Source organism: Streptomyces sp. ID05-26A (assembly GCF_033794685.1).
In the GTDB taxonomy this organism is placed as follows: Bacteria; Actinomycetota; Actinomycetes; order Mycobacteriales; family Pseudonocardiaceae; genus Lentzea.
On sequence record NZ_JARAYZ010000003.1, the window covers coordinates 693,184 to 717,495 of the forward strand.

General features: G+C 70.9%; 20 protein-coding genes and 1 pseudogene. 10 read left to right on the top strand and 11 right to left on the bottom strand.

Going from position 1 to position 24,312, the window contains the following annotated elements; all coding sequences use genetic code 11:
• The first annotated feature begins 155 nt into the window (after window positions 1-155).
• Window positions 156-476 (top strand): patatin-like phospholipase family protein, encoded by a 321-nt coding sequence (locus tag PV646_RS30430; RefSeq protein WP_500345721.1) that lies wholly within the window; start codon window positions 156-158, stop codon window positions 474-476.
• Here PV646_RS30430 and PV646_RS30435 read toward each other — a convergent pair.
• Both PV646_RS30435 and PV646_RS30440 read right to left on the bottom strand, forming a co-directional pair.
• Window positions 373-1,296: a peptidoglycan-binding protein gene (locus PV646_RS30435; RefSeq protein ID WP_500345722.1), complete on the bottom strand. Its 924-nt coding sequence runs from the start codon at window positions 1,294-1,296 to the stop codon at window positions 373-375. The genes PV646_RS30430 and PV646_RS30435 overlap by 104 nt on opposite strands.
• A 10-nt stretch (window positions 1,297-1,306) precedes the next feature.
• Complete coding sequence (locus PV646_RS30440; RefSeq protein ID WP_500345723.1) at window positions 1,307-1,831, bottom strand: helix-turn-helix transcriptional regulator; 525 nt, start codon at window positions 1,829-1,831, stop codon at window positions 1,307-1,309.
• Between the two features lie 96 nt (window positions 1,832-1,927).
• Here PV646_RS30440 and PV646_RS30445 point away from each other — a divergent pair, with 96 nt between their 5' ends.
• Complete coding sequence (locus PV646_RS30445; protein WP_500345724.1) at window positions 1,928-6,040, top strand: nSTAND1 domain-containing NTPase; 4,113 nt, start codon at window positions 1,928-1,930, stop codon at window positions 6,038-6,040.
• Here the strand turns inward: PV646_RS30445 and PV646_RS30450 are convergent.
• The gene (locus PV646_RS30450) at window positions 5,995-6,660 is read right to left on the bottom strand and encodes a response regulator (protein WP_500345725.1); all 666 of its coding nucleotides are present in this window, start codon (window positions 6,658-6,660) and stop codon (window positions 5,995-5,997) included. The two genes, PV646_RS30445 and PV646_RS30450, sit on opposite strands and share 46 nt — an antisense overlap.
• Window positions 6,657-7,739, bottom strand: coding sequence for a sensor histidine kinase (locus tag PV646_RS30455; protein ID WP_500345726.1), 1,083 nt, complete (start codon window positions 7,737-7,739; stop codon window positions 6,657-6,659). Before PV646_RS30455 ends, PV646_RS30450 begins: the two co-directional genes overlap by 4 nt.
• 133 nt (window positions 7,740-7,872) lie before the next feature.
• Between PV646_RS30455 and PV646_RS30460 the strand changes: the two genes are divergently transcribed.
• Window positions 7,873-8,172, top strand: a complete 300-nt coding sequence (locus PV646_RS30460; protein WP_500345873.1) for a DUF6223 family protein — start codon at window positions 7,873-7,875, stop codon at window positions 8,170-8,172.
• Here PV646_RS30460 and PV646_RS30465 read toward each other — a convergent pair.
• The 4 genes from PV646_RS30465 to PV646_RS30480 all read right to left on the bottom strand — a co-directional run bounded on the left by PV646_RS30465 (window position 8,129) and on the right by PV646_RS30480 (window position 12,468).
• Window positions 8,129-9,274: an ROK family protein gene (locus tag PV646_RS30465; RefSeq protein ID WP_500345727.1), complete on the bottom strand. Its 1,146-nt coding sequence runs from the start codon at window positions 9,272-9,274 to the stop codon at window positions 8,129-8,131. The genes PV646_RS30460 and PV646_RS30465 overlap by 44 nt on opposite strands.
• The gene (gene xylB, locus PV646_RS30470) at window positions 9,271-10,653 is read right to left on the bottom strand and encodes a xylulokinase (RefSeq protein WP_500345728.1); all 1,383 of its coding nucleotides are present in this window, start codon (window positions 10,651-10,653) and stop codon (window positions 9,271-9,273) included. Before xylB ends, PV646_RS30465 begins: the two co-directional genes overlap by 4 nt.
• Window position 10,654: 1 nt before the next feature.
• A complete protein-coding gene (gene xylA / locus PV646_RS30475; RefSeq protein ID WP_500345874.1) occupies window positions 10,655-11,806 on the bottom strand; it encodes a xylose isomerase in 1,152 nt (383 codons plus the stop codon).
• Window positions 11,807-11,874: 68 nt separating this feature from the next.
• Entirely contained in the window at window positions 11,875-12,468 is a 594-nt protein-coding gene (locus tag PV646_RS30480; protein ID WP_500345729.1) for an SGNH/GDSL hydrolase family protein, read from the bottom strand.
• A 281-nt stretch (window positions 12,469-12,749) separates the two neighbouring features.
• Between PV646_RS30480 and fusA the strand changes: the two genes are divergently transcribed.
• Together fusA and PV646_RS30490 are read left to right on the top strand one after the other, a co-directional pair.
• Window positions 12,750-14,735, top strand: coding sequence for an elongation factor G (fusA, locus tag PV646_RS30485; protein ID WP_500345730.1), 1,986 nt, complete (start codon window positions 12,750-12,752; stop codon window positions 14,733-14,735).
• 49 nt (window positions 14,736-14,784) lie between these two features.
• Complete coding sequence (locus PV646_RS30490) at window positions 14,785-15,546, top strand: endonuclease/exonuclease/phosphatase family protein (protein ID WP_500345731.1); 762 nt, start codon at window positions 14,785-14,787, stop codon at window positions 15,544-15,546.
• Here the strand turns inward: PV646_RS30490 and PV646_RS30495 are convergent.
• Complete coding sequence (locus PV646_RS30495; protein WP_500345732.1) at window positions 15,536-16,993, bottom strand: hypothetical protein; 1,458 nt, start codon at window positions 16,991-16,993, stop codon at window positions 15,536-15,538. The two genes, PV646_RS30490 and PV646_RS30495, sit on opposite strands and share 11 nt — an antisense overlap.
• Before the next feature lie 118 nt (window positions 16,994-17,111).
• Here PV646_RS30495 and PV646_RS30500 point away from each other — a divergent pair, with 118 nt between their 5' ends.
• The 4 genes from PV646_RS30500 (at window position 17,112) to PV646_RS30515 (ending at window position 21,682) form a co-directional block, all read left to right on the top strand.
• Window positions 17,112-17,720 carry a hypothetical protein gene (locus tag PV646_RS30500; protein WP_500345733.1) on the top strand — a complete coding sequence of 203 codons (609 nt, stop codon included), beginning with the start codon at window positions 17,112-17,114 and terminating at the stop codon, window positions 17,718-17,720.
• 22 nt (window positions 17,721-17,742) lie between these two features.
• Window positions 17,743-19,980 carry a GH92 family glycosyl hydrolase gene (locus tag PV646_RS30505; protein WP_500345734.1) on the top strand — a complete coding sequence of 746 codons (2,238 nt, stop codon included), beginning with the start codon at window positions 17,743-17,745 and terminating at the stop codon, window positions 19,978-19,980.
• 100 nt (window positions 19,981-20,080) lie between these two features.
• On the top strand, window positions 20,081-21,088 hold the full coding sequence (locus PV646_RS30510; RefSeq protein WP_500345735.1) for an NAD-dependent epimerase/dehydratase family protein: 1,008 nt from the start codon (window positions 20,081-20,083) through the stop codon (window positions 21,086-21,088).
• A 6-nt stretch (window positions 21,089-21,094) separates the two neighbouring features.
• Entirely contained in the window at window positions 21,095-21,682 is a 588-nt protein-coding gene (locus tag PV646_RS30515) for a phosphatase PAP2 family protein (RefSeq protein WP_500345736.1), read from the top strand.
• On the opposite strand, the gene PV646_RS30520 is transcribed toward PV646_RS30515, so the two are convergent.
• Window positions 21,592-22,188, bottom strand: coding sequence for a flavodoxin family protein (locus PV646_RS30520; RefSeq protein WP_500345737.1), 597 nt, complete (start codon window positions 22,186-22,188; stop codon window positions 21,592-21,594). The two genes, PV646_RS30515 and PV646_RS30520, sit on opposite strands and share 91 nt — an antisense overlap.
• Window positions 22,188-22,981, bottom strand: a pseudogene (locus tag PV646_RS30525) (SDR family oxidoreductase). Before PV646_RS30525 ends, PV646_RS30520 begins: the two are co-directional and overlap by 1 nt.
• A 160-nt stretch (window positions 22,982-23,141) precedes the next feature.
• On the opposite strand from PV646_RS30525, the gene PV646_RS30530 reads away from it, so the two are divergent.
• Window positions 23,142-24,281, top strand: coding sequence for an RNA-guided endonuclease InsQ/TnpB family protein (locus PV646_RS30530; RefSeq protein ID WP_500345875.1), 1,140 nt, complete (start codon window positions 23,142-23,144; stop codon window positions 24,279-24,281).
• Window positions 24,282-24,312: the final 31 nt, after the last annotated feature.

Here is a 24,312-nt window from a genome sequence, read left to right on the forward strand (position 1 = left end):
GCGCACCTCTCGTCTCTGGTCGAAAACCCAAGGCTGGTGCGGAGATCAGGCGTGCCGGTTCCTCCGGCGGGGATGGTTCGGCGAGGCGCGGCCACCCGTGCCGGACGAGCTGGCCCCTCGCTCCCGGAGGCTTCGCGCGAGGAGGATGAGGGGGCATGGCGACGGCGTTCGTGCTCGCGGGAGGTGGGAGCCTGGGCACGACGGAGGTCGGTTTGCCGGCCGCGCTCACCGGAGCCGGCGTCCGCCCGGACTTCATGGTCGGCACGTCGGTGGGCGCGGCCAACGCCGCGTGGTTCGCACTGCACCCGCGAGTGGCTGGCCGCGGGGTGCCCGGACAGTGCCGGTCACACCTGCGGCCAGCCGTAGGTCACGTCAGTAGAAGCAGCCCGTGCGGGGCAGCGACGACGGCGCCGGCGGCGTGCGCCCGTCGTAGATCGCGAGCAGGAAGTTCTGCGGGCAGTAGGACGTTCCGCTGATCTTGATCGCGATGTGCAGGTGCGGACCCGTCGAGTTGCCGGTGTTGCCGGTCGTGCCGACCCGGTCGCCCGCCTTGACGGAGGCGCCGTTCGAGACCGACCACGACGAGAAGTGGCAGTAGATGTAGTCGACGCCGCTCTTGACGATCCGCAGGCCGTTGCCGCAGCCGTTGGGCTCGTTGATGCGGTAGGCGGTGCCGGTGACCATCGCGTACGCAGGCTTGCTGTTCACCGGCAGGTCGATGGCGGGGTAGTCGTGGTGCGGGTCGTCGTACTCGCTGCGCGGCAGGGCGCTCTTGGCCAGCGGCAGGCTGAACGTGCCGCCGCCACCGCCCCCGGAGCCCGACCCGCCGACCAGGGTCTGCCAGGTGTTCGGGCCGACGATGCCGTCCGCGGTGAGGCTCTTCGACTTCTGGAACGCCACGGCCGCGCTGTGCGTGCCGCCGCCGAAGTCGCCGTCCTCGTCCAGGCCGTAGCCGTAGCGGTTGAGCTGGACCTGGGCGGCCCGGACGGCGTTGCTGTTGGTGCCCTGCTTGACGCTGACGACCAGCTTCGGCCAGGTGTTCGGGCCGATCTGGCCGTCCGCCGACAGGCCGTTGGCGCTCTGGAACTGCTTGACCGCCGCCTCGGTGGCCGGGCCGAAGTCACCGTCGGCGCTGATGTTGTAGCCGCGGTGGCGCAGCAGGTGCTGAGCGGTCAGGACGTTCGCGCCGTTCTGGCCCTCCTTGACGTTCGGCCACGACGGCAGTGCCGCCTGGGCGGGACTGACGACACCTATCAGGACCCCGAACGCGATCAGGGCGGCAACGAGGATTCTCATGGGCAGCACGCTAGGAACGCACCGCCAGCGGACGCCCTAGTCGCGAGACCAGTTGTGTGCGGTCGCGGCAGCCGAACTTCCTCAGCAGGTTCGACACGTGGTACTTCACCGCGCTGACCGTGATGAACATGGCCGCGGCGATCTCCGCGTTCTCCCGCCCCTCGGCGACCAGCCGCAACGTCTCCCGCTCACGCACGGTCAGCGACGCGGGCGGGGGACCGGGCAGCAGCGAGGACACCAGCCGCGGTGACACCCAGCCGCCGAACCGGTGCACGTCGTGGACCGCCCGCACGATGTCGTCGGGAGGGTCGTCGGCGAGCACGAGGCCGGTGACTCCCAGCCGCACCAGGGCCTCCACGGCGTCGAACGACGGCAGCACGGCGACGGTCCGCGGTCCGGCCGCCCGCGAGGCGTCGGTGACGATCACGTCGGCGGGAGTGCCTGCGCCAGCCCACGGCACGGTGGTGAGGCGGGACGAGATCCTGTCGGCCAGCAGCGTGCTGCGCAGCGACAGCGAGACATGGATGGTTCGCACATTCCGGAACAGTCGGCAAAGGGCCGTATTTCTGCGTATCGGGTGCGTATAACGCGAGGTCGTTGTTACCGTTCCGCCGATCATGGGGGAGGGTGCGTGCGGTTCCGGGTGCTCGGTCCGATCGTCGTGTCGGACGGCGAGGAGACCCCGTTGCGGTCGGCGAAACAGCGGATCCTGCTCTCGATGCTGGTGCGGCACGCGAACACCCCCGTCTCCGCGCGACGGCTGATCGATGTGCTCTGGGAGGTCCCGCCCGCCTCCGCACAGGAGAACGTCCGGCTCTACGTCTACCAACTCAAACGCGCGCTCGGCCTCGGCGACCGGATCACCCGCGGGCCCGGCGGCTACGAGCTGGCGATCGAACCCGGCGAGCTCGACGCGGACCGGTTCGACCAGGTGGCGGCGGACGGCGAACAGGCGCTCGCGGACGGCGACCCGGCCAAGGCGGCCGACCTGCTCACCGAGGCGCTCGGCCTGTGGCGCGGCCCGGCCTACCCGGACCTGCCCGGCCAGTTCGCCGCACGGCTGGAGGAGGCCCGGCTGCGTGCCGCGGAGACGCGGGCGGCCGCGGAACTGGCACTGGGCCGGCACGCCGACGTGATCGGCGGGCTGGCCGAGCTGACCGAGGCGAACCCGTACCGGGAACCGTTGCACGCCAAACTGATGACCGCCCTCTACGGCGCGTCCCGCCAGGCCGAGGCGCTGGAGGTGTTCCGGCGGGCGCGCGAACGGCTCGTGGACGACCTCGGCATCGAACCCGGCGCCGAACTGCGCGCCCTGCACGAGACGATGCTGCAGGGCGCGCCCCTGCACGAACCCGCGCCGCCGAGGGTCGCCCGCGCGGACTGCCCGTACCGCGGCCTGATGGCGTACCAGCCGGAGCACCACCCGTGGTTCTTCGGCCGGGACCACCTGGTCGACCTGGTGCGGCGCCGGATCGACCGCCACCCGGTCGTCGGGGTGTTCGGCGCGTCCGGCAGCGGCAAGTCCTCGTTGCTGCGGGCCGGTGTCGTCGGCGGTCTCGGCACGGCCTGGCGGCCGATCGTGATCACACCGACCGCGCACCCCTTGGAGGCGCTCACGAACGCGCTGGCGTCGTTCACCGGCAAGCGTCCCGACCTCGGCGCGGACCCGGCGGCGTTCGACGTCGAGGTGCGCAACGCGCTCGCGAACGGTCCGGACGACGTCCGCGTGCTGTTCGTCGTCGACCAGCTCGAAGAGCTGTTCACCCTGTGCGCCAACGAAAGTGAACGATCACAGTTCATCGGGGTGTTGCTGGACGCGGCCCAGGGACCCCATCGGCGCACACGGGTCGTGCTCGGCGTCCGGGCGGACTTCCTCGCCCACGTCACGCAGCACCCCGGCCTGGTGGAGGCGCTGGCGGACGAGGCGACGGTGCTGGTCGGGCCGCCGTCGAGCGCCGACCTGCGCGACATCGTGCTGCGCCCGGCGGCGATGAGCGGACTGTCCGTCGGCGCCGACCTGCTCGCGACCGTGCTCGCCGACGTGGAGGCCGAGCCGGGCGCGTTGCCGTTGCTGTCGCACGCGCTCGTGGAGACGTGGCAGCGTTCCGGCACCGAACTGACCCTGGCGGCGTACCGGGCCGGTGGCGGGGTGCGCGGGGCGATCGCGCAGACCGCCGAGCGTGCCCACGGCGACCTCGCGAGCGCCGAACAGCAGGCCATGCGCCGGATCCTGGTGCGGCTCACCGCGTTCGGCGACGGCACCGAGGACACCCGCCGCCCCATCCGCCGCGGCGAACTCGACGGCATCGCGGAGCCGCCGGTGATCGACGGTGTGCTCGGCCGACTGGTCTCCGACCGGTTGATCGTGGTGGACGAGGACACCGTCGAGATCGCGCACGAAGCGCTGATCCGCGCGTGGCCCCGGTTGCAGCGCTGGCTGTCCGACGACCGCTCGACGTTGCTGGTCCACCGCAGACTGACCGCCGCCGTCCGCACGTGGAGCGAGCTCGACCGGGATGATGGCGCGCTCTACCGGGGTGCGCAACTGGTCACCGCGTCGGCGTGGGCGCAGGACCACCCTGGCGAGTTGAACGCGGCGGAGGAGGCGTTCCTCGGGGCGAGCCGTGCGCGGGAGGAGGCCGAGCAGGTCACGGTGAAGCGCCGCAACCGCCTGCTCACCAAGCTCGTCTCGATCATGGGCGTGCTGCTCCTGCTGGCCGTGGGCGGCGGCGGTGTCGCGTGGTGGCAGTCGAGGGAAGCCCAGTTGCGGCAACGGATCGAGCAGGCGCACCAGACCGCGTTGTCCGCGCGGGGCCTCGTCGACACGGCACCCGACCTCGCCGGGCCGCTCGCCCTGCAGGCCTATCGGCTGCACGCGGACGACGACACCCGGGGTGCGTTGCTGAGCGCCGCCTCCGCGCCGCGCCGGCGCGTCGAACTGAACGCCGACGGCCCTCCCGTGCTGGACGTGAACGTGTCGCACAAGGGGGACGTGATCGCGACGGCCGACCGGGACGGCCACGTCACGCTGTGGGACCTGCGGACCCGGTCGAGGAAGCTCCTGCTCGCCGACCACAACACGTTCACCGACGGCGGCTACGCCCGGCAGGCCGAGTTCAGCGCGGACGACCGGTTCCTCGCCTCGAACGCGTCGCTCCCGGCGCTGGGCGGGAGCCGCGGTGACGTCGTGGTCTGGGACCTCGCGAGTGGGAAAGCCGTGTTCTCCCACCAGTTCGACCTGATCACCGCCGGGCTCGCGTTCCACCCCGCCGGGACGTCGTTCGCCGTCGGGGTGGCCGGGGGCGCGGTCGAGGTGTGGGACGTCGCCGGCCGGACCAGCCGGATCTTCCAGGGGCACAACGAAGAGGTCACCGCGCTGGCGTTCAGCTCGGACGGCGCGGTGCTGGTCACCGCGAACGGCGGGGAACACCCGGTGGTGTGGGACGTCGCCTCCGGCACGCGGATCGGTGAGATCCCCTCGCTGGAGGTCAACAACGTCGTCTTCGACGGCACGACGATCGGCACCGCGACGTTGCGCGACGGCGTGAAGTTCTGGGACGTGCGCGGGAAGTCGCTGTCCGGGCTGCCGAAGCAGGGCGCGTACGCGTGGGAGGCGTCCGGGGTGGTGGGCGGACGGATGGCGGTCGCGGACGAGGACGGGCTCATCACGGTCTGGGACGTCCGGACCGGCCGGCCGATCACGACGTACCGCGATCGCGGCCGCACCGAGTCGCGGGCGATCGCGCTGGGACGGGACGGCACGCTGCTGGTGTCCGGCGGCTTCGGCCGGATCGTGGCGGTGCGCGAGGACGCCGTCCCGCCGTTCACCGGACATTCCGACGGCATCAACGACATCGACGTCTCCCACGGCACGGTCGCATCCGCCGGTGACGACGGAACCGTGCGGCTGTGGAACCTCGACGGCACCGCTCTGGCCACTTTGGACGGTCATTCCGACCGGGTGGAGTCGGTGTCGTTCAGTCCGGACGGCACCCGGCTGGCCGCGCTCACCCGCGACCACACCATCTCCCTGTGGGACGTCGCCCGGCGCGAGCGGCTGTCGTCGTTGTCCTACAGCGGTTTGGGGGCGTCGACCGACATCGCGTTCCAGCCGGACGGGCGCGGGATCGTCACGGCGTCGCTCGGCCGGTTCCGGTGGAGCCTGCCGGAGTTGAAGCAGGGCGCGTTCTCCGGTGGCCCGTACATCGCGAGCGCGGTGGAGTTCACGCCGGACAGGCGGTTGCTGATCTCCACCGATCCGGCGGGTGGAGCGATGCTGTGGAACCTGGCCGGCGACAGGCTGGAACGGCGCGTGAGCACCGGCCAGGGCGACGTAAGGGATGTCGCGGTCAGCCCCGACGGCACGCGGTTCGCGACGGCGGGCGCCAACCGCACGGTGAAGGTCTGGGACGTGGCCACGGGTGCCGAGCTGATGACGCTGACCGGCCACTCCGCGCCGGTGGTGGCGCTGGCGTTCAGTCCGTCCGGCGCCACGCTCGCGTCCGGGGGAGAGGACGACGCGGTCGTGGTGTGGGACCTCGGCACCCGGTCGGGCACCACCCTGACCGGGCACGCCGGGCCGGTGCAGGCCGTGGCGTTCACGCGCGAGGACGAGCTGGTGTCCGGCGCCAACGACTCGCGGATCATCCGCTGGTCGCTGTCCACGGCGGCCGCCGAGACGCGGATCTGCGCCTTCGCCTACCCGCGTTCGGAGGTCTGCGGGACCACCAGGCCCGACTCGTAGGCGATCACCACGAGCTGGGCGCGGTCGCGGGCGTGCAGCTTCGTCATCGCGCGGTTGACGTGGGTCTTCGCCGTGAACGGGCTGATCACCATGCTCGCGGCGATCTCGTCGTTCGACAGGCCGCGCGCGACCAGCGTGACGGCCTCGCGTTCGCGGTTCGTGAGGTGATCGAGGCTCTGGTCCGGGTGCGGCGGCTGGCTCACGTAGCGGTCGATCAGTCTGCGGGTGATCGACGGGGCGAGCAGGGCGTCACCGCGCGCCGCGACCCGGACGGCGTGCAGGAAGTCCTCCGGCTGGACGTCCTTGACGAGGAACCCGGCCGCGCCCGCCTTCAGCGCGTGGAAGACGTACTCGTCCAGGCCGTAGTTGGTGAGGATCACGACGTGCGTGTTCTCCAGCGACGGGTCGGCGGCGATCTGCCTGGTGGCCTCGATGCCGTCCATCTCCGGCATCTGGACGTCGATCAGGGCGATGTCCGGGAGGTGTCTCCGTGCCTGGTCGACGCCTTGAGCGCCGGTCGCGGCCTCGGCGACGACCTCGATGTCGTCCTCGGCCTCCAGCAACGCGCGGAAACCGCTGCGGATGAGCGGCTGGTCGTCGACCAGCAGGACGCGGATCACGGCTGTGCCACGGGGAGTTCGGCCCGCACGCGGAAACCGCCCTCGGTGCGGGGTGCCGCCTGGAGGTGGCCGCCGAGCGCGGTCACCCGTTCACGCATGCCGAGCAGTCCGACGCCGGGTTCGGGGTTCTTCGGCGTGGCCTTGCCGTCGTCGTCGACCTTGATGACCAACGAGTCCGGGCGGTAGTCGATGTGAACGCGCGCGGTCGCGGCGGCGGCGTGGCGGGAGATGTTCGTGAGCGACTCCTGCACGATCCGGTACGCCGTGCGTTCCACCGCCGCCGGGACGCCTTCGTGGCTGCCCTCGATCGTGAGTTCGGCGTCCAGCCCGGTGGACCGGGCGCGCTCCACGAGTTCGGGGACGTCCTTGATGCCGTGCGGCGGGTTCTTGTCGTCGTCTCGCAGGGCTTCGAGCGTGGCGCGGAGTTCTCTGGCGGCTTCCCGCCCGGCGTCCCGGATCACCACGAGCGACTCGGGCACGTCCTCGCCGCGCTTCTGGGCGAGGTGGACGGCGACCTCGGCCTGCAGCTTGATCACCGAGATCTGGTGGGTGAGCGAGTCGTGCAGTTCGCGGGCGATGTGCAGGCGTTCCTCGCCGGCTCGCCTGCGTGCCGTCTCCTCTTTGGTGCGCTCGGCCTCGTCGGCTCTCCGCTCGGCCTGCCGGAGCGCCTCACCGGCGGCCGCGGCGGCGATCAGCCACGCGATCTGCAGGACGTCGCGGGTCTGGGCGAACGCCTCGTAGGTGGTGAGGTCACGCGGCGAGAGGAGCGCCGCGAGGGGGAGGGTGGCGAGCATCAGGACGGAACCGGTGAGCGTGAACAGGCGGTGGCCCGCCCGCATGGTCGCGTAGACGGCGAACAGGAACGCGATCACCGGCACGTCCGCGCCGGTGGCCTGGTAGCCGAGCGCCAGCACCCCGGTCGCCACGAGCACGGTTCTCGGCGCTGTCCTGCGCGCGGCGAGCGCCAGTCCGCTCGCGGCCAGCAACGCGTAGCCGGGCGCGGTGGCGGGGTGCCCGGCCACGACGAGGCTCACCGCGACTCCAGCGGCGATCACCCAGTCCAGCCGGCGACTGTTCATGCGTGCACCCTAATCCTCCGTTCGCGCTGGTAGATCGTTCGCCGGGAGCATTGTTGGACTACTGCGCGCGCAGTACCCGGGTGTCTACGGCGGCACGACGACCTGGAGCGGTTTCGGGGGTTGCCTGGTGCCCATGGTGCTTTCCGCTGCTTATGACATGACCGCCGGCCGCACGTTGTCGCTGATCGGCGTTGTTGTTGGAGTGCTGGGGTTGCTGGCGCTCACTCGCCGACTCGGCCTGTGGGCCGTGGTGCTGGGCGGGATCGGTGCGGTGATCGGCCTGGTGGTCGTGCTGATGGCCAAGGGCGGACCCGGCACCGGCTACGGCATCGTCGGTGGCTACGCGTCGCTCGTGGTGGGTGTGGCCGGCCTGGTGTTCGGTGGCCTGGCTAGGCGAAAAGCCGCTCGGGCTGCTGCACCGCGCGCCTCGTGATCAGCCCCGCCGCACCCCGCACGACCGCGAACTCGCCGAGCGGCGAGCCGAGCAGCCGGGTGTGCCGTTCACCGCCCGCGAGCACCCTGCCGTCCATTTCGGACTGCACGGCCTCGCGGAGATGGTCGTACAGCACGGCATAACTGCCGCCGAGCACGACCGTGGGCACGTCGAAGAGGTTCATCAGCGTCGCGATCCCGACCCCGAGTGCCTCCCCGGCCTTCCGCACCGCGCTGAGAGCCTTCTCGTCACCGGCTTCGAGTGCCTTGCGCAACGAGTCGAGCCGCCGCCGTCCCGCCTCGCGCAGGATGACGTCGAGTCCCGCGTACCGCTCGACACAACCGCGGCTGCCGCACGTGCACCGGATGCCGTCGCGTTCGATCACGACGTGCCCGAGTTCGCCCGCGAACCCGCTGACCCCGCGGTAGATCTCGCCGTGGAGCACGACGCCCGCACCGATGCCGACGTCCGCGGTGACGTGCACGAAGTCCTCGCCCGCCAGGTGCCGGGGCCACAGGTGGGCGAGGGCGGCGAGGTTCGCCTCGTTGTCGACCTGGACGTCGAGCCCGGTCCGTTCGCCCAGCCCCTCGGCCAGCCGCGCGCCGACGAGCCGGGGCAGGTTGGGCGTCCGGATGACGGTGCCGTCGTGCACGACACCGGGGATCGCGAGCCCGGCGCCGAGCAGCCTGCGGTTCGTGCCGGCGGTGACCTCGCGGATCAGGCCGGCGACCCGGTCGAGCACCTCGTCCACCGACGCCCCGCGCATGTCGGCGGGCACGAGGCGCCGTTGCAGCGTCGCGCCGTCGAGCCCGAGGGTCTCGACGGCGAGGTGGCTGACGTTGACCTCCGCGCCCACCGCCACCGGTCCGTCCGGGTGGAAGCGCAACGGCTTGGACGGCCTGCCCATGCCGGCCAGCGTGGCGGGCTCCTCGACGAGGACCCCGTTGGCCAGCAACGGTTCGGTGAGGTTGGACAGGGTCGCTTTGGTGAGGCCGGTGCGTGCCGCGAGGTCGGCCCGGGAGCCGGGCCGGTCGACCAGGGCGAGCAGGACCGTGCGCAGGTTGCCCAGGCGGACCTGGCGCAGGTGGTCGACGGTGGTCATCGACTCAAGTATCGCCGCGCCGCGTCTCCGTACCGCGCCCGGACCTCCGGCACCGCGTCCGCCTCGTACCGGCTGCTCTCCGCCAGCGTCCACTCCGGCGGGGTGGCACCGCCCGACAGCGTCCAGGCCGCCTGCCGTGCCGCGCCGTCGGCCACGTACTCACCCGGCGCGGGCACCGTCACGGGCACACCGAACACCGTCGGCGCGATCTCGCGCACGGCCGGAGAGACAGCCGCTCCTCCGACGAGCCGCACACCGCTGACGTCCGCACCTTGCTCGGCCAGCGCGTCGAGACCGACGGCGAGCCCGCACAACATGCCTTCGACCGCCGCACGCGCGATGTTCGCGGGCGTGGCGTTGGAGAGCGTCAGCCCGTGCAACGCGCCTGTCGCGTCGGGCAGGTTCGGCGTCCGTTCGCCTTCGAGGTAGGGCACCATCACGACACCCTCGGCACCCGGCTTCGCGGACAACGCGAGCTCGCTCAGCCTCGTGAGGTCCACGCCCAGCATGCGGGCCGTCGCGTCCAGGACGCGGGCGGCGTTCAGCGTGCAGGCCAGCGGGAGGTAGCGGCCCGTGGCGTCGGCGAACCCCGCCACGATGCCCGACGGGTCCTCCGCGCGGACGTCGGCGGTGGCGGTGACCACGCCGGACGTGCCGAGCGAGACCACGACGTCCGCGCCGCCACCGACGCCGAGCATGGCCGCCGCGTTGTCACCGGCGCCCGCGCCGAGCCGGAACGGGCCGTCCACGAACTCGGCCGGGCCCAGCACGCGCGGCAGCACCACGTCGGAGCGGCCCAGCGCCAGCGAGACCAGGTCCGGCACGTACGAGTTCGTCACCGAGTCGAAGTAACCGGTGCCGGACGCGTCCGAACGGTCGGTCACCAGGTCGGTGAGCTGACCGGTGCCGCGCAGCCGCCACGTCAGCCAGTCGTGCGGCAGGCAGACGGCGGCGGTGCGCTCGGCGTTGGCCGGTTCGTGCTCGGCGAGCCAGCGCAGCTTCGTGATCGTGAACGACGCGACCGGCACGAGGCCGATTCGTGCCGCCCACTCCGCTGCTCCCAGCTCGTCGGTCAGCGAGGCGGCGGTCGCCGCGGAACGGGTGTCGTTCCACAGCAGCGCCTCGCGCACGACCTCGCCGGCCTCGTCTAGGCAGACCATGCCGTGCTGCTGACCCGCGACGCTCACCGCCGACACGTCGGCCAGGCCCCCGGCGCCGTCCAGCGCCGACCGCAGGGCCGACCACCAGTGCGAGGGGTGGACCTCGGTGCCGTCCGGGTGGGCCGCGCGGCCCTCCCGGACGAGCCTGCCGGTCTCCGCGTCGCGAACCACGACCTTGCACGACTGCGTCGAGGAGTCGATGCCGGCGACGAGCGTCATGTCAGCGTGCTCCCGTGAGGTGCTCGAGGGCGAGCTGGTTGAGCCGCACGAAGCCGTAGCCGCGCTCGCCCGCCTGGTCTGGGTCGAATCCGGTGTCCTTGATCAGGTCATCGTAGGACTCGCCGGCGTTCAGCGTGGGCTGCGACAGCTCCGCGACGCCCGCCACGGCCAGCGCCTCCTGCACCTCCGGATCCGCGCGGAAGGCCGCCGCACGGTCGCGAAGCAGCAGGTAGGTGGCCATGTTCGCCTTCGCGGAGTCCCAGACGCCCTTGATGTCCTCGGTCCGCGACGGCTTGTAGTCGAAGTGCCGTGGGCCCTCGTAACCGGCGGTCTCCAGCAGGTCGACCAGCGCGAACGCGTTCATCAGGTCGCCGTGACCGAAGACCAGGTCCTGGTCGTACTTGATGCTGCGCTGCCCGTTGAGGTCGATGTGGAACAGCTTGCCGTGCCACAACGCCTGCGCGATGCCGTGCACGAAGTTCAGCCCGGCCATCTGCTCGTGCCCGACCTCGGGGTTGAGGCCGACCAGCTCGGGCTTGTCGAGCGACGTGATGAACGCGAGCGCGTGCCCGACCGTCGGCAGCAGGATGTCGCCACGCGGCTCGTTCGGCTTCGGCTCGAGCGCGAACCGGATGTCGTAGCCGCGGTCCGTGACGAACTGCGTCAGCAGGTTCATCGCCTCGCGGTAGCGGTCGAGCGCGGCCCGCACGTCCTTGGCCACGTCGTACTCGGAGCCCTCACGGCCGCCCCACAGCACGAACGTCTGGGCGCCGAGTTCGGCCGCCAGCTCGACGTTGCGCAGCACCTTCTGCAGCGCGAACCGCCGCACGCCGCGGTCGTTGCTGGTGAAGCCGCCGTCCTTGAACACCGGGTGGCTGAACAGGTTCGTCGTCACCATCGGGATGACGAGCCCGGTTTCGGCGAGCGCGCCCTGCAGCCGGCTGATCTGCTGGTCGCGGTGCGTGGCCTCGAAGCCGAACAGGTCGTCGTCGTGGAAGGTCAGGCCGTACGCGCCGAGCTCGGCGAGCCGGTGCACCGCCTCGACCACGTCCAGTTCGGGGCGCGTGGCCTCGCCGAACGGGTCGCGACCCTGCCAGCCCACGGTCCACAGACCGAAGGAGAACTTGTCCGCCGGAGTGGGCGTGCTCATCATCCACCTCATTCGTTCAATGCTTGAACTTAGTCTGGACAGTACGACGCCACGGAGTTGATCGCAATCGGTCAGGCGTGGTGTGCGGCGACGGCCTCGACCGCGGGCGCGAGCGCGGCGGCGATCGCGCGGTAACCGGCGCCGGACGGGTGGAAGCGGTCGGTGGCGAAGAGCGCCGGGTCGGCGGCGAACCGCGAGGTGACCGCCTGCTCGACGTGGGCGACCACACCGCCCGCGCGGATCACGGCCTGCTGCTGCACCTGGGCGTAGTTCCGGCTCACGGCCGACACGACGTCACGCAGCGCGGGCGGCACGTGGGCCACGACGCTCAGGTCGGGCGCGGTGCTGACGACGACTCCGGCACCGGCCCGCCGCAACTCGGCCACCGCGTCGTGCAGCTGGCGCGCGCCGACCTCGGCGGGCACGAACCGGGTGAGGTCGTTGGCGCCGATCACGATCACGGCGATGTCGACCCCGCCCGCCACCGCCGTGCGCACCTGCCCGCCCAGGTCGGCCGAACGCGCTCCGGGGAACGCGCGCACCGTCAGGTCGACGGGGTGTCCCGCCGAACGGAGGTGGGCGGCGAGGAGTGGACCGAGGGTGTCCTCGCGGCGCGTGCTGCCCACTCCGGCGGCGATCGAGTCGCCGAGCAAACACAGGCGCATGCTCGGTCAACGAACGAAGTGGCGGCCGTGTTCCACGAAAAACGGTGTCGCGCCGGGACGGACGTGTCTACACTCCACGATCATCATCACCGAGACGAGAGGGGACCGGCCGTGCGTACCGCCGCTGTTGTCCTCCCGTCCCGTTTCGACGTGATCCTCGTGTCCCCGCACCCCGGTCGCCTGCTGCGCGCCGGGCGCCGGAGTGTCTGACGAACCCCTGAGCGGAGTTCGCCGGGTCATCGCGCTGACCCCGTAAACCTTGACACCAAAGGCAATCAGTCATGCGTGCCATCACGTTGAACGCTGTCCGCAACCTCGGCATCCTCGCCCACGTCGACGCCGGCAAGACCACCCTCACCGAACGCGTCCTGTTCGCCACCGGCAGCACCCACAAGCGCGGCGAGGTCCACGACGGCACCACCGTCACCGACTTCGACCCGCAGGAGCGCGACCGCGGCATCACGATCTTCGCCGCGGCCGTGACCTGCACGTGGGACGGGCATCGTGTCAACCTCATCGACACGCCGGGTCACGTCGACTTCGCTGACGAGGTCGAACGGTCCCTGCGCGTGCTGGACGGGGCCGTCGCGGTGTTCGACGGTGTCGCGGGCGTCGAACCGCAGAGCGAATCGGTGTGGCGGCAGGCGGATCGTCACGGCGTGGCGAGGATCGCGTTCGTCAACAAGCTCGACCGGGCGGGCGCCGACCTCGACCTCGTCGTCGAGTCGATCCGCACGCGCCTGCACACCGTGCCGCTCGTCGTGCAACTGCCGATCGGCGCGGAGGACGGGTTCCGGGGCGTGGTCGACCTGGTGCGCATGCGTGCGCTGATCTGGGACGACGGCATGACCGAGGGGCCTGTGCCGGAAACGCTGCTGGCAGAAGCACGACGACGGCGCCGCCTCCTGGAGGAGACGGTGGCGGAGCTGCACCCCGAGGCGTTGGAGGAGTTCTTCGAAGGAGGTCTTTCCGAACAGACGCTGGTCACCGCGCTCAGGGAACTGACCCAGCGCGGTCAGGCGACCGTCGTGCTGTGCGGCTCGGCGTACCGCAACCGCGGCATCGAACCGTTGCTGGACGCGGTGATCGCATACCTGCCGTCCCCTGTGGACGTTCCGCCGGTGCGGGGTCTCGACGGTCAGGAACGGGAGCCGGACCCGGACGCGCCGTTCTCGGCGTTGGTGTTCAAGGTGAACGCCACCGCCACCGGACGGCTCGCCTACGTCCGCGTCTACTCGGGCACCCTCCACAAGGGAGAGACGGTCCAGGTGGGCGGCCGCACCGAACGCATCGGGCGGATCCTGCGCGTCCAGGCCGATCGGCACACGCCGGTCGACCAGGCCGTCGCGGGGGACATCGTCGCGTTGGTGGGGCTGAAGTCGGCTCGCACGGGCACGACCCTGTGCGCGCCAACGGCTCCGCTGCTGCTGGAACCCGCGGTGTCGGCCGATCCGGTCGTGTCCGTGGCCGTGGAGACGCGGAGCAGCGTGGACAACGCCCGGCTGACCGAGGCTTTGGCCCACCTGGTCGACGAGGACCCGTCCCTGCGGTTCGGGACGGACCAGGAGACCGGCCAGACGGTGCTGTCCGGCCAGGGCGAACTGCACCTGGAGGTCTCGGTGGAGAAGGCGCGCACGCTGCACCGCATCGAGCTCACCATGGGACGGCCGCGCGTCTCGTACCGCGAGACCGTCGCCGCCGGTGTCACGGGATTCGTGTACCGGCACGTGAAGCAGGACGGAGGTCAGGGACAGTTCGCGCACGTCGTGATCGACACGGAGCCGCTGGAGAGCGGGTTCGAGTTCCGCTCGGCCGTCACCGGCGGGCGCGTGCCGCAGGAGTTCGTCCGCGCGGTCGAACAGGGCTGCCGGGACGCGCTGGCCGAGGGACCTCTCGGCCACCCGGTGGTCGGGCTGCGGGTGACGCTCACCGACGGGTCCACGCACGTCAAGGACTCGTCGGAGATGGCGTTCCGCACGGCCGGGAGGCTCGGGCTGCGTGAGGCGCTGAAGGCCGGCGCCATGACGTTGCTCGAACCGATCGCCGCGGTCACGGTGACCGTGCCGGAGGAGTACCTCGGTGGTGTGCTCGGTGATCTGGCGTCCCGCCGGGGCAGGATCCTCGGTTCGGAGGCCAGGACCGGCACGACGGTGGTGACGGCGAGCGTGCCGATCGCGGAGATGTTCGGTTACGTGACCCGCTTGCGCAGCCGGACGCAGGGCCGCGGCGGCTTCACCAGCACTCCTACCGGTTATGCGCCCGCGTAACTGATGCAGGCCCCGGTCTTCGGCCGGGGCCTGTGTCATGATCGGCTGAATGGAGCCGTTGCGCGTGATGTCGTTCAACCTGCGGTACGCCTCGACCGCCGAGCCGAACTCGTGGGCCGTCAGACGTCCGGTGATGGCCCAGTTCCTGCTCGCCGAGCGCCCGGCGCTGCTCGGCACGCAGGAAGGCCTGTACGGCCAGATCAGCGACATCGCGCACGACCTGCCCGACCACTACGACTGGATCGGACTCGGCCGGCTGGGCGGCAGCCACGACGAGTTCATGGCGATCTTCTTCGACACGCTCCGGCTCCAACCGCTGGAGTTCGACCACCACTGGTTGTCCGACACCCCGAACGTCGTGGGTTCCAGGAGCTGGGGCAACAACGTGGTCCGGATGGTCACGTGGGTCCGGTTCGCGGACCGCCTGACCGGCAAGCAGTTCGTGGCCGTCAACACGCACTTCGACCACGAGTCGGCGAACGCCCGCCTGCGCAGCGCCGAGTTCGTCCGCGACCGCCTCCAGGCGCAGGCCCTGCCGGTCGTCCTCACCGGCGACTTCAACGACGTCCCCGGCTCCCCGGCCCACACCACGCTGACGGCGGGGCTGGCCGACACGTGGCTCACCGGCCCGCGCACCACCCCGGCCTACGGGACGTTCCACGGCTACGGGCCGCTCGTCCCGGACGGCCCGCGCATCGACTGGATCCTCACCCGCGGCGCCACCGTCGAGGCCGCCGCGATCAACACCTACCGGCGAGATGGCCAGTTCCCGTCCGACCACCTCGCCGTCCAGGCGTCGATCACGATCTAGGCGCCCACTCGGGCGGCAGTGCGTGCGAGCAGGTCGGTGCTCCGGCCGCCCGTGCCCGCCGCATGTCCAGGTACGGCCCCGCGATCTGGTCGCGGGGCACCGGAGCCAGCGCGGTGATCGCGTCGCCCGCAGCCAGCACCTGGCGCCGCATGCGTTCGTGGTCGACGGCCGTTGCGCCGAACGAGGGCGCCCAGAGCGTCCACGGACCGGAGATCATCGCCATCGTCGGGATCAGGTGCGAGTGGAAGTGCGTGCCGATGCCGCCGAACGAGCACTGCGCCGGCACCCGGCCCGGCACCGGCAGGTCACTGCCGGGCAGGACGAACGTGCGATCGACCGCACGCCCGGCAAGCGCCGTCGAAGCGCTTTCGGCCAGTGCAGGACTGCCCGCGAACCAACCGGACGGCTCGGCCAGTCCTGTGGGTCGCAGAGAACCCTCCGCCGGCAGGAACTCGCGCGTCCCGAGGTGTTCCAGCACGAACGCGAACGCGACGGAACCCGAGTCGTACTCGGCGTCCAGGGCGCGGGCGCGGAACTCGCTGCCCTCCGCCGGGCGGTGCAGGTGCCCGGTCGCGAAGACGAACTCGATCGTGCGCGGCCGGCAGCGCAGCGGCAGCCGGGCGAAGTGCTCGGCCAGCGCCAGCAACGCGACGGTGCCGTTCTCCTGCACCCAGCCCACGCCGTCGGTGTTGGTGTCGAGGACGATCCGCTCGCTGCTCAGGCCCGGCAGGGTGGCGATCAGCGAGCGCGTGACGGCCGGGACGCGCGCGGCCAGCACGCCGATCGTCGTGCGCGTGCCCGGTACGAGCTTCGAGGCCGCGTCCGAGCCGACGAACACGCCCGGCACGCGGTAGTGGGTGCCGAGGTGCGGGTCCCAGTAGCCCTTCACCTGCTCGTGCGGGAACGGGAAGGCCACGACGACCCCGGCGGCGCCCGCCTTGCCCGCGTCGACCATGTCCGCGTTCAGCAGCGGTTCGGCGAGGTAGCCGCGGTCGAGAGCGGGGAAGTCGCGCAGGACGACCTTGCCGCGCGCGTTCGCGGCGGTGATCGGGGTGCCGGCGGGCAGCCGGACCAGCTCGCCCGAACGCAGGCCCGGAGCGGAGTAGGGGATCGCACCGGCGACCGGCACGGCGCCGCCCGAGAGCAGGAGACCGGGACCGGGCTGCCAGCGCTGGAGGGCGAACCGCTCGGATCGCACGGAGACGTCCGGCAGCCGGTCCGCGCGGCGTTCCAGCCAGGAGATCAGGCGGTCGTGGTTCGGGCTGCCGGTGGCGCGGACGCCGAACCCGGCGACGGTGGCGTTGAGGGACCGCAGGTGGGCGGCGGAGGCGAACGTCCGGTCGTCGACGGTGGGGGAGCAGTCCGTCGAGGCGGTGGCCGGGGTGGTGAGTTGGAGGGCGAAGACCGTTACGACACCTATGAATGCGATGCATCTGGCGGGCTGCACGACCCTCACTGTGACCCTGGCGGGAGGGCCTCACAATCCGCTGTCCAGGTAACCAACTGAGACCGCTGTCAACCGTGAACGGAAATGGTTTAAACCAATTTCCGCTACGGTCCGCCAGATGCGCTTGAAATCGACGTTCGGCCGCGTCGCGGTGATCGCGTGCGCGGTGCTGTTCACGCTCAGCTCGACGGCGGTCGCGAACGCCTCGCGCGGCCGCGAGTGCGCCACCCCGTCCATCGACCGGTACCAGCAGTGGATCGCCAGTGGTGAAGGTGCCACGGAGCCCGCGACCGGCAGCATCCTCGTGCCCCAGGGGCGGCACGGGCACACGGCGAAGATCAAGTTCCTGGCCGACGACTGGGCCGTGATGGTCCTGTGGCTGGGCAACAGGTTCGAGGCCCAGGCAGACCTGTCCGACTCGCGCGGCTTCTGGATGACCTATCGCGCCACCGACGACCTCTACGTCCAGCTCCGGCCCGCGGAGTTCTGGAGCGGCGGCGACAAGTGGGTCACGAAGATCCCGTCCACCGGCGGCAGGCTGGTGAAGCGGTTCTTCAGCTTCAAGACAAAGAACTGGACACATCTGCCCGCGCTCGGCAAGCCGTCCTATCCGCTCGCCGACGCGCTCGACGACGCCCGTGGCCTGGTGTTCGTCGGCAACACGAAGAACGATCTGGAGTTCCAGGGCCTCGAAGTCGACGGTTATCGGCCACCCTGCGTTTACTGACGACCGGTTACCGTCCCGGGACGTGAGAGCGCTCCTGGTCTTCCTGGTCACTGTCCTCACCGCCGCGCTGGCGACTCCCGCGAGTGCGGCGGTGAGAGACGACACCCGCTACGTCGACCCGCTGATCGGCTCGGCGGGCGGCGGCAACACCTATCCGGGCGCGGTGCGGCCGTTCGGGATGATCTCGTGGAGCCCGACGTCGACTCGCGGCGACCAGACGAACACGGGCGCTGCCAACGGGTACGCCTACGACGCGACGAGGGTGCGCGGCTTCAGCCTCACGCACGTCAACGGCGCGGGCTGCCACCCCGGTGCGGCGGGGGACATCCCGATCATGCCGCACGTCGGGGACATCACCTCGTCGCCGACCGCGGACACCAAGGACCAGATCTTCGCGAGCGACTTCTCCCACGCCGACGAGAAGGCCGAGGCCGGTCGCTACCGGGTGGGCCTGAAGTCCGGTGCCACCGCCGATCTCTCGGTCACGACCCGCGCGGGCGTCGGCGAGTTCACGTTCCCCGTCAACGGTTCCCTGCTGTTCCGCACGTCGAACTCGCTCAACGGCAGCGAGGACGCCGACATCACGATCGACCCGGCGACCAACAGCGTGTCGGGCTCCGTGCTCACCGGCGCGTTCTGCGGCCGTCGTGCGAACGGTGGCACCAACAACCAGAAGACCTACTACCGCCTGCACTTCACCGCGTCGTTCGACCGCCCGATCTCGGCGCACGGCACGTGGGTGAACAGCGAACTCAGGCCCGGCACGACGTCTGCTTCCGGCGGTGAGGGCTACCTGACCGGAAGCGCCCGCGCGGGCAGGGGTTCCGGCGGCTACGTGTCCTTCCAGGACAGTGCGGTGCGGATGCGCGTCGGCATCTCCTACAGCAGCCTCGACGCGGCCAAGCGCAACCTCGCGACGGAGATCCCGAAGCGCGCCACCGTGGCCGACGTCGCGAAGGAAGCGAAGAAAGCCTGGGCGAAGCAGTTGCGCGCGGTCGAGATCGACGGCGGCACGGCCGACGAGCGCACGATCTTCTACACCGCGCTCTACCACACCTTCCTGCAGCCCAACGTGACCAGCGACGCCGGCCAGGCGACCCGCTACGGCAACTTCTCCGGCTGGGACCAGTACCGAGCCCACACCCAGCTGCTCGCCCTGCTGGCACCGGACGTCGCGAGCGGGTACGCCCAGTCGTTGCTGGAGATATCCCGGAAGAACGGCGGCGTGTGGGACCGCTGGGTCCACATCACCGGCCCGACGCACGTCATGACCGGCGACCCGTCCGCCCCGGCCATCGCGGGCATGTACGCCATGGGAGCGAAGAACTTCGACGTCCGCGCGGCCTACGACTCACTGCTGCGCCAGGCCACCGTCCCGCACCCGGACGGCCTGTCCGACAAGGGCTGTCCCGGCCAGTGCGAGGGCCAGCGCCCGAACCTCGCCGAGTACATGAGGCTCGGCTACGCCCCGCACGACACCTGCCACTGCTGGGGCGGTGCCGCCGAGACCCTCGAGGACTCGGTCGCCGACCAGGCGCTGGCGGACCTGGGCCGCGGGCTCGGCCGTCCGAACGCGGAGATGGAGCAGCGCGCGGGCTGGTGGCGCAACACCTTCAACCCCGCCACCGGGTACCAGCAGGCCCGCAAGGCCGACGGCACCTGGGTCACGCCGTTCAACCCGGCCTCCGACCAGGGCTTCGCGCAGGGCAGCAGCGCCACGTACACGTGGATGGTGCCGCACGACGTCCAGGGCCTCGCCGAGGCGATGGGCGGCGAGGAAGCGGCGGCGGCCAGGCTCGACGCGTTCTTCAAGCGGGCGGACGGCTCGTGGGCCACGGGCGGCGACGCGCTGCGGTACGACCCGACCAACGAGCCGGGCATCCACACACCGTGGATCTACAACGAGCTCGGCCAGCCGCGCAAGACCCAGGAGACCGTGCGCGCGATGGCCCGCCTCGTCTACAAGACCGGTCCGTCCGGCCTGCCCGGCAACGACGACCTCGGCACGATGTCCGCCTGGTACGTCTTCGCCGCCCTCGGTCTCTACCCGCGCACACCGAGCAGCGCCGAACTGCACGTGTCCAGCCCGATGTTCCCGAAGGCGCGGATCACGGCCAAGAACATCACGATCCTCGCGACCGGCACCCCGGGCGTTCACGTCCAGGAGACGCGGTGGAACGGTCGCAAGGTCGACCGGCCGTGGTTGCCGGAAAGCTTCGTCCAGCGCGGGGGAGTGCTGGTCTCCCGTCTCGAAGGGTGACCCGTGCACGTCGACCTGCGCGAAGACGGATGGCGGAAGACGGTTCTCGACGTCACCTGAACGGGTATCCGGTGACTCCAGGCCGACATCCGGAGGAACCATGCCAGGACGCAGGATCGTCGTCACCGGAGCGAGTGGCAACGTGGGAACGGCGCTTCTGCGCAGGCTGGCCGAGGAGCCCGACATCGAGGTGCACGGCATCTCACGGCGCCCGCCCACCGACGCGCCGCCGTACCGCGGCGTGTCCTGGACGCCCGTCGAGATCGGCCGGGCCGGTGCGGAGGAGCTGTTGCGGACCGTGTTCGAGGGCGCGGACGCGGTGGTGCACCTCGCATGGCTCATCCAGCCCGCACGGAACGAACGGCAGCTGTACCGGACGAACGTGGCGGGCTCGGCCCAGGTGTTCGGCGCGGCGGTGAAAGCCGGTGTGCCGCACCTGGTCCACATGTCGTCCGTCGGTGCGTACTCGCCCGGCAGCAAGGACCGGCGCGTCGACGAGTCGTGGCCCGTCGACGGTGTGACGTCGTCGTTGTACAGCAGGCACAAGGCCGCCGTGGAGCACATGCTCAACAAGTTCGAGGCCGACCTGCTCATCTCCCGGCCGCGGCCCGGCCTGATCCTGCAGTCCGACGCGGGATCGGAGATCCACGACTACTTCCTCGGCAAGCTGGTGCCGAAAGCCCTGTTCCGGCACCGGATCCCGATCCTGCCGCTGCCGCGCGACCTGGTGCTGCAGTTCGTGCACGCCGACGACGTCGCGGACGGGCTCGTGCGGATCCTGGACCAGCGCCCGCACGGCGGGGTGAACCTCGTGGCCGATCCCGTCATCACTCCCCGCGCGCTGGCGGAGGTGCTCGGCGGGCGGTACGTCGCCGTGCCGGCGAGACCGTTGCGGGCACTGGCGGGCCTGACCTGGCGCCTGCACCTGCAACCCACCCCACCTGGGTGGGTCGACCTCGCCCTGAAGTCGCCGCTGCTGGACGCGACGCGCGCCAGGAAGGAACTTGGCTGGGAACCGCGGTACGACGCGCAGGAGGCCCTTCATGCGCTCGTGCGAGGGATAGGGGAGGGGAAAGAGGTTCCGGGCAGCCCCGTTCTGGGTAGCTGACCCGTCATGACGGTGGAGGACGAACTGGAGGAGCTCGACGCGGACGCACTGCGCGACAGCGAGCTGTTGCCCACGCGACGTCCTCACCCGGTGATCGTGGCGGCCAGCCTGACCGCACGGGGCGGGCTGCTGTGGCTGCCGGTCGCCGGTGCGCTCGCGTTGTGCGGCAAGAAGAAGGCCGCGAAGCGCGCGTTCACCGCGGCAGTGGTCGCCATGCCGTTGGGGCATCTCGTGAGTCAGTTCGTGCACCGTCGCAGACCTTCGGCCGCGAACCTGCCCGCACGGCAGGCCCTGCCCGAACACCCGGACTCGTCGTCGTTCCCGTCCAAGCACGCGGTGACGGCGGCCGCGTTCGGCACCGCCGCTGCGCTGGCCGACGGCGAGACGGCGTTCTTCGTGATGCCCCTGGTGTTGCTCGTCGCCTACAGCCGCCTCAGGACCCGTGTGCACTGGCCCACGGACGTCCTGGGCGGCTTGACGATCGGCGCGCTCGTGGCGCTGGCTCAGGCCGGGATCGGCCGCTCCGCCAGAGCGAGGGCGACGGCGTGCAGGTTGGCGGCCATCGTCCGGCCGGTCTTCTCCGACCACTCGTGACCCTCGTCGGTGTCGGAGTAGCTCGGTCCCGGACCGGGGCCCCGGTTCCAGTACGTCCAGGCCTGGCCGGGGATCGTGTAGCCGATGTCGCCCAGACCACCGCAGATCTCGCTGATCACGTGGTGCGCGCCGTCCTCGTTGCCGGTCACCACCACGCCCGCGACCCGGTTGTAGGCCACCGGCCGTTCCTGGTCGTCGGTCTCGGAGATCATGGCGTCCATCCGTTCCAGCGCCCGTTGCGCGAGCGAGGACGGGCGGCCGACCCACGTCGGCGTGGCGAACACGAGGATCTCGGCGTCGAGCAGCAACGTGTGGATGTTCGGCCACTCGTCACCACCGCCGAGGTCGGTCTCGACACCGGGAGGGATCTCGTGGTCCGCCAGCCGGAACGAGGTGACCTCGACGTCCTTCTTCGTCAGCTCGTCGATCACCACCTGGGCCAGCAGGTCGGTGTTGGACTGGTCGGGCGACTTCTTCAAGGTGCAGTTCAGCACCACGGCACGCATCAGGTCTGCCTCCACTTCTCGTCGGTCATCAGCTGGCTCGCCTGCGGCCCCATCAGGGACATCCCGCCGTCCACGACGAACGACGCTCCCGTCACGTAGCTCGCGGCCGGCGTCGCGAGGAACGCCACCACGGCGGCGACCTCGTGGGCGCTGCCCGGTCTGCCGAGCGGCACACCCGGACGCGCCCGCGTGTGCGGGTTGACGTCCTCCTGCCCGGTCATCGGCGTCGAGATCTCGCCGGGCGCCACGGAGTTGACCGTGATGCCGTGTTCGGACAGCTCGAGGGCGAGCATCTCGGTGAGCGCGCCCAGCCCGGCCTTCGCGGCGCAGTACGGCGCGGCGCCCACACGGGGCAGGTGCTCGTGGACGGACGTGATGTTGATGATCCGTCCGCCGCGACCGGCCGCGATCATGCGCCGGGCCGCGCGCTGACAGCACAGGAACGCGCCGTCGAGGTCGACCGAGAGCACCGAGCGCCAGGTGTCGAAGGGCATGTCGAGCGCCTTCTGGCTGCTCCCGGTGCCCGCGCAGTTCACCAGGACGTCGACGCCGCCCAGTTCCTCCGCGAGTTCGTCGATCACGTCGGCCGCCTCGGCAACGCGGTGAGGTCGTGCTGCCGGACGGCGCACCGGGCACCGGTCTCGCGGACCTCGTCGGCTGTGCGAGCGGCGGCGCCGGCGTCCTCGTGGTAGGTGATGCCGACGTCGACACCACCACCCGCGAGCGTGACGGCCACGGCCTTGCCGATACCGGAGTCGGCGCCGGTCACCACGGCGGTGAGAGGTGCGTTCATCGGGCCTCCTTCGTGGATACCCCGGCCTTCGGGCCTGGGAGGAGATGATCTCCTGCGCTGCAGGGCATGGTGCGGTGATCGGCCGTGAAGGCTGACTCGCCTTTGTTCGTGCACCACCCCCCGTATGCTCACAACTACGTGGAGTAACATGTGAGATGTGGTGGAGTCGGTGGTGAAGCGGGCGTTCAAGTACCGCTTCTATCCGACGCCCGCTCAGGAGCAGGAGCTGCTGCGCACGTTCGGCTGTGTCCGGCTGGTGTACAACCGGGCGCTGGAAGCGCGGACCGACGCGTGGTATCAGCGGCGGGAACGGGTCAACTACGTCCAGACGTCGGCGCTGCTGACGGGGTGGAAGAAGTCCGGCGAGTGCGCGTTCCTCAACGAGGTGTCGAGCGTGCCCTTGCAGCAGTGCCTCCGGCATCTGCAGGGCGCTTTCGCTTCGTTCTGGGAGAAGCGGGCGAAGTACCCCAGGTTCAAGTCCCGCAAGCGCGGCAAGGCCTCGGCGGAGTACACGCGGTCGGCGTTCCGGTGGCGTGATGGCGAGTTGACCCTGGCGAAGATGACCGAGCCGCTGGACATTCGCTGGTCGCGTCCGCTGTCCGAGGACGCGGAGCCGTCCACGGTGACGGTCTCGCGTGACTCGGCCGGCCGCTGGCACGTCTCGATCCTGGTGGAGACCACCGTCGAGCGCCTGCCACCCGCTACCACTGCGGTCGGTGTCGACGCGGGTATCACGACACTGCTGACGCTGTCGACCGGCGAGAAGATCGCCAACCCGAAGCACGGCGACCGAGACCGGGCGCGGCTCGCGAAAGCCCAGAAAGCGTTGGCGCGCAAGCAGAAAGGCGGTAAGAACCGGATCAGGGCCCGGTTGCGGGTCGCTCGGATCCACGCCCGCGTCGCCGACCGCCGTCGTGATCACCTGCACAAGGTCAGTACTCGACTCGTTCGTGAGAACCAAACGATCGTGATCGAGGACCTGACCGTGCGGAACATGGTGAAGAACGCCAGGCTGGCCCGCGCGATCAGCGATGCGAGCTGGGCCGAGCTGCGGGCGATGCTGGACTACAAGGCCCAGTGGTACGGCCGCCGGCTCGTGGCGATCGACCGTTGGTTCCCCAGCAGCAAGACCTGCTCGGCCTGTGGGCACCTGCTCGACCGGCTGCCGTTGAACATCCGGAGCTGGGCCTGCCGCTGCGGCACCGTCCACGACCGCGACATCAACGCGGCCCGCAACATCCTGGCCGCGGGGCTCGCGGTTACAGCCTGCGGAGACGGTGTCAGACCAACCCGGCACTAGTCGGCGAGGCAACTGTCGAGACCCCCTTTCC

What these genes read in the sequence shown, in the direction of transcription:
- PV646_RS30430 (WP_500345721.1), top strand. Translation starts at nt 156, where the DNA reads ATGGCGACGGCGTTCGTGCTCGCGGGAGGTGGGAGCCTGGGCACGACG.
- PV646_RS30435 (WP_500345722.1), bottom strand. Translation starts at nt 1,296, where the DNA reads ATGAGAATCCTCGTTGCCGCCCTGATCGCGTTCGGGGTCCTGATAGGT.
- PV646_RS30455 (WP_500345726.1), bottom strand. Translation starts at nt 7,739, where the DNA reads ATGAACAGTCGCCGGCTGGACTGGGTGATCGCCGCTGGAGTCGCGGTG.
- PV646_RS30460 (WP_500345873.1), top strand. Translation starts at nt 7,873, where the DNA reads ATGGTGCTTTCCGCTGCTTATGACATGACCGCCGGCCGCACGTTGTCG.
- PV646_RS30465 (WP_500345727.1), bottom strand. Translation starts at nt 9,274, where the DNA reads ATGACCACCGTCGACCACCTGCGCCAGGTCCGCCTGGGCAACCTGCGC.
- xylB (WP_500345728.1), bottom strand. Translation starts at nt 10,653, where the DNA reads ATGACGCTCGTCGCCGGCATCGACTCCTCGACGCAGTCGTGCAAGGTC.
- xylA (WP_500345874.1), bottom strand. Translation starts at nt 11,806, where the DNA reads ATGATGAGCACGCCCACTCCGGCGGACAAGTTCTCCTTCGGTCTGTGG.
- PV646_RS30480 (WP_500345729.1), bottom strand. Translation starts at nt 12,468, where the DNA reads ATGCGCCTGTGTTTGCTCGGCGACTCGATCGCCGCCGGAGTGGGCAGC.
- fusA (WP_500345730.1), top strand. Translation starts at nt 12,750, where the DNA reads ATGCGTGCCATCACGTTGAACGCTGTCCGCAACCTCGGCATCCTCGCC.
- PV646_RS30490 (WP_500345731.1), top strand. Translation starts at nt 14,785, where the DNA reads ATGGAGCCGTTGCGCGTGATGTCGTTCAACCTGCGGTACGCCTCGACC.
- PV646_RS30500 (WP_500345733.1), top strand. Translation starts at nt 17,112, where the DNA reads ATGCGCTTGAAATCGACGTTCGGCCGCGTCGCGGTGATCGCGTGCGCG.
- PV646_RS30510 (WP_500345735.1), top strand. Translation starts at nt 20,081, where the DNA reads ATGCCAGGACGCAGGATCGTCGTCACCGGAGCGAGTGGCAACGTGGGA.
- PV646_RS30515 (WP_500345736.1), top strand. Translation starts at nt 21,095, where the DNA reads ATGACGGTGGAGGACGAACTGGAGGAGCTCGACGCGGACGCACTGCGC.
- PV646_RS30520 (WP_500345737.1), bottom strand. Translation starts at nt 22,188, where the DNA reads ATGCGTGCCGTGGTGCTGAACTGCACCTTGAAGAAGTCGCCCGACCAG.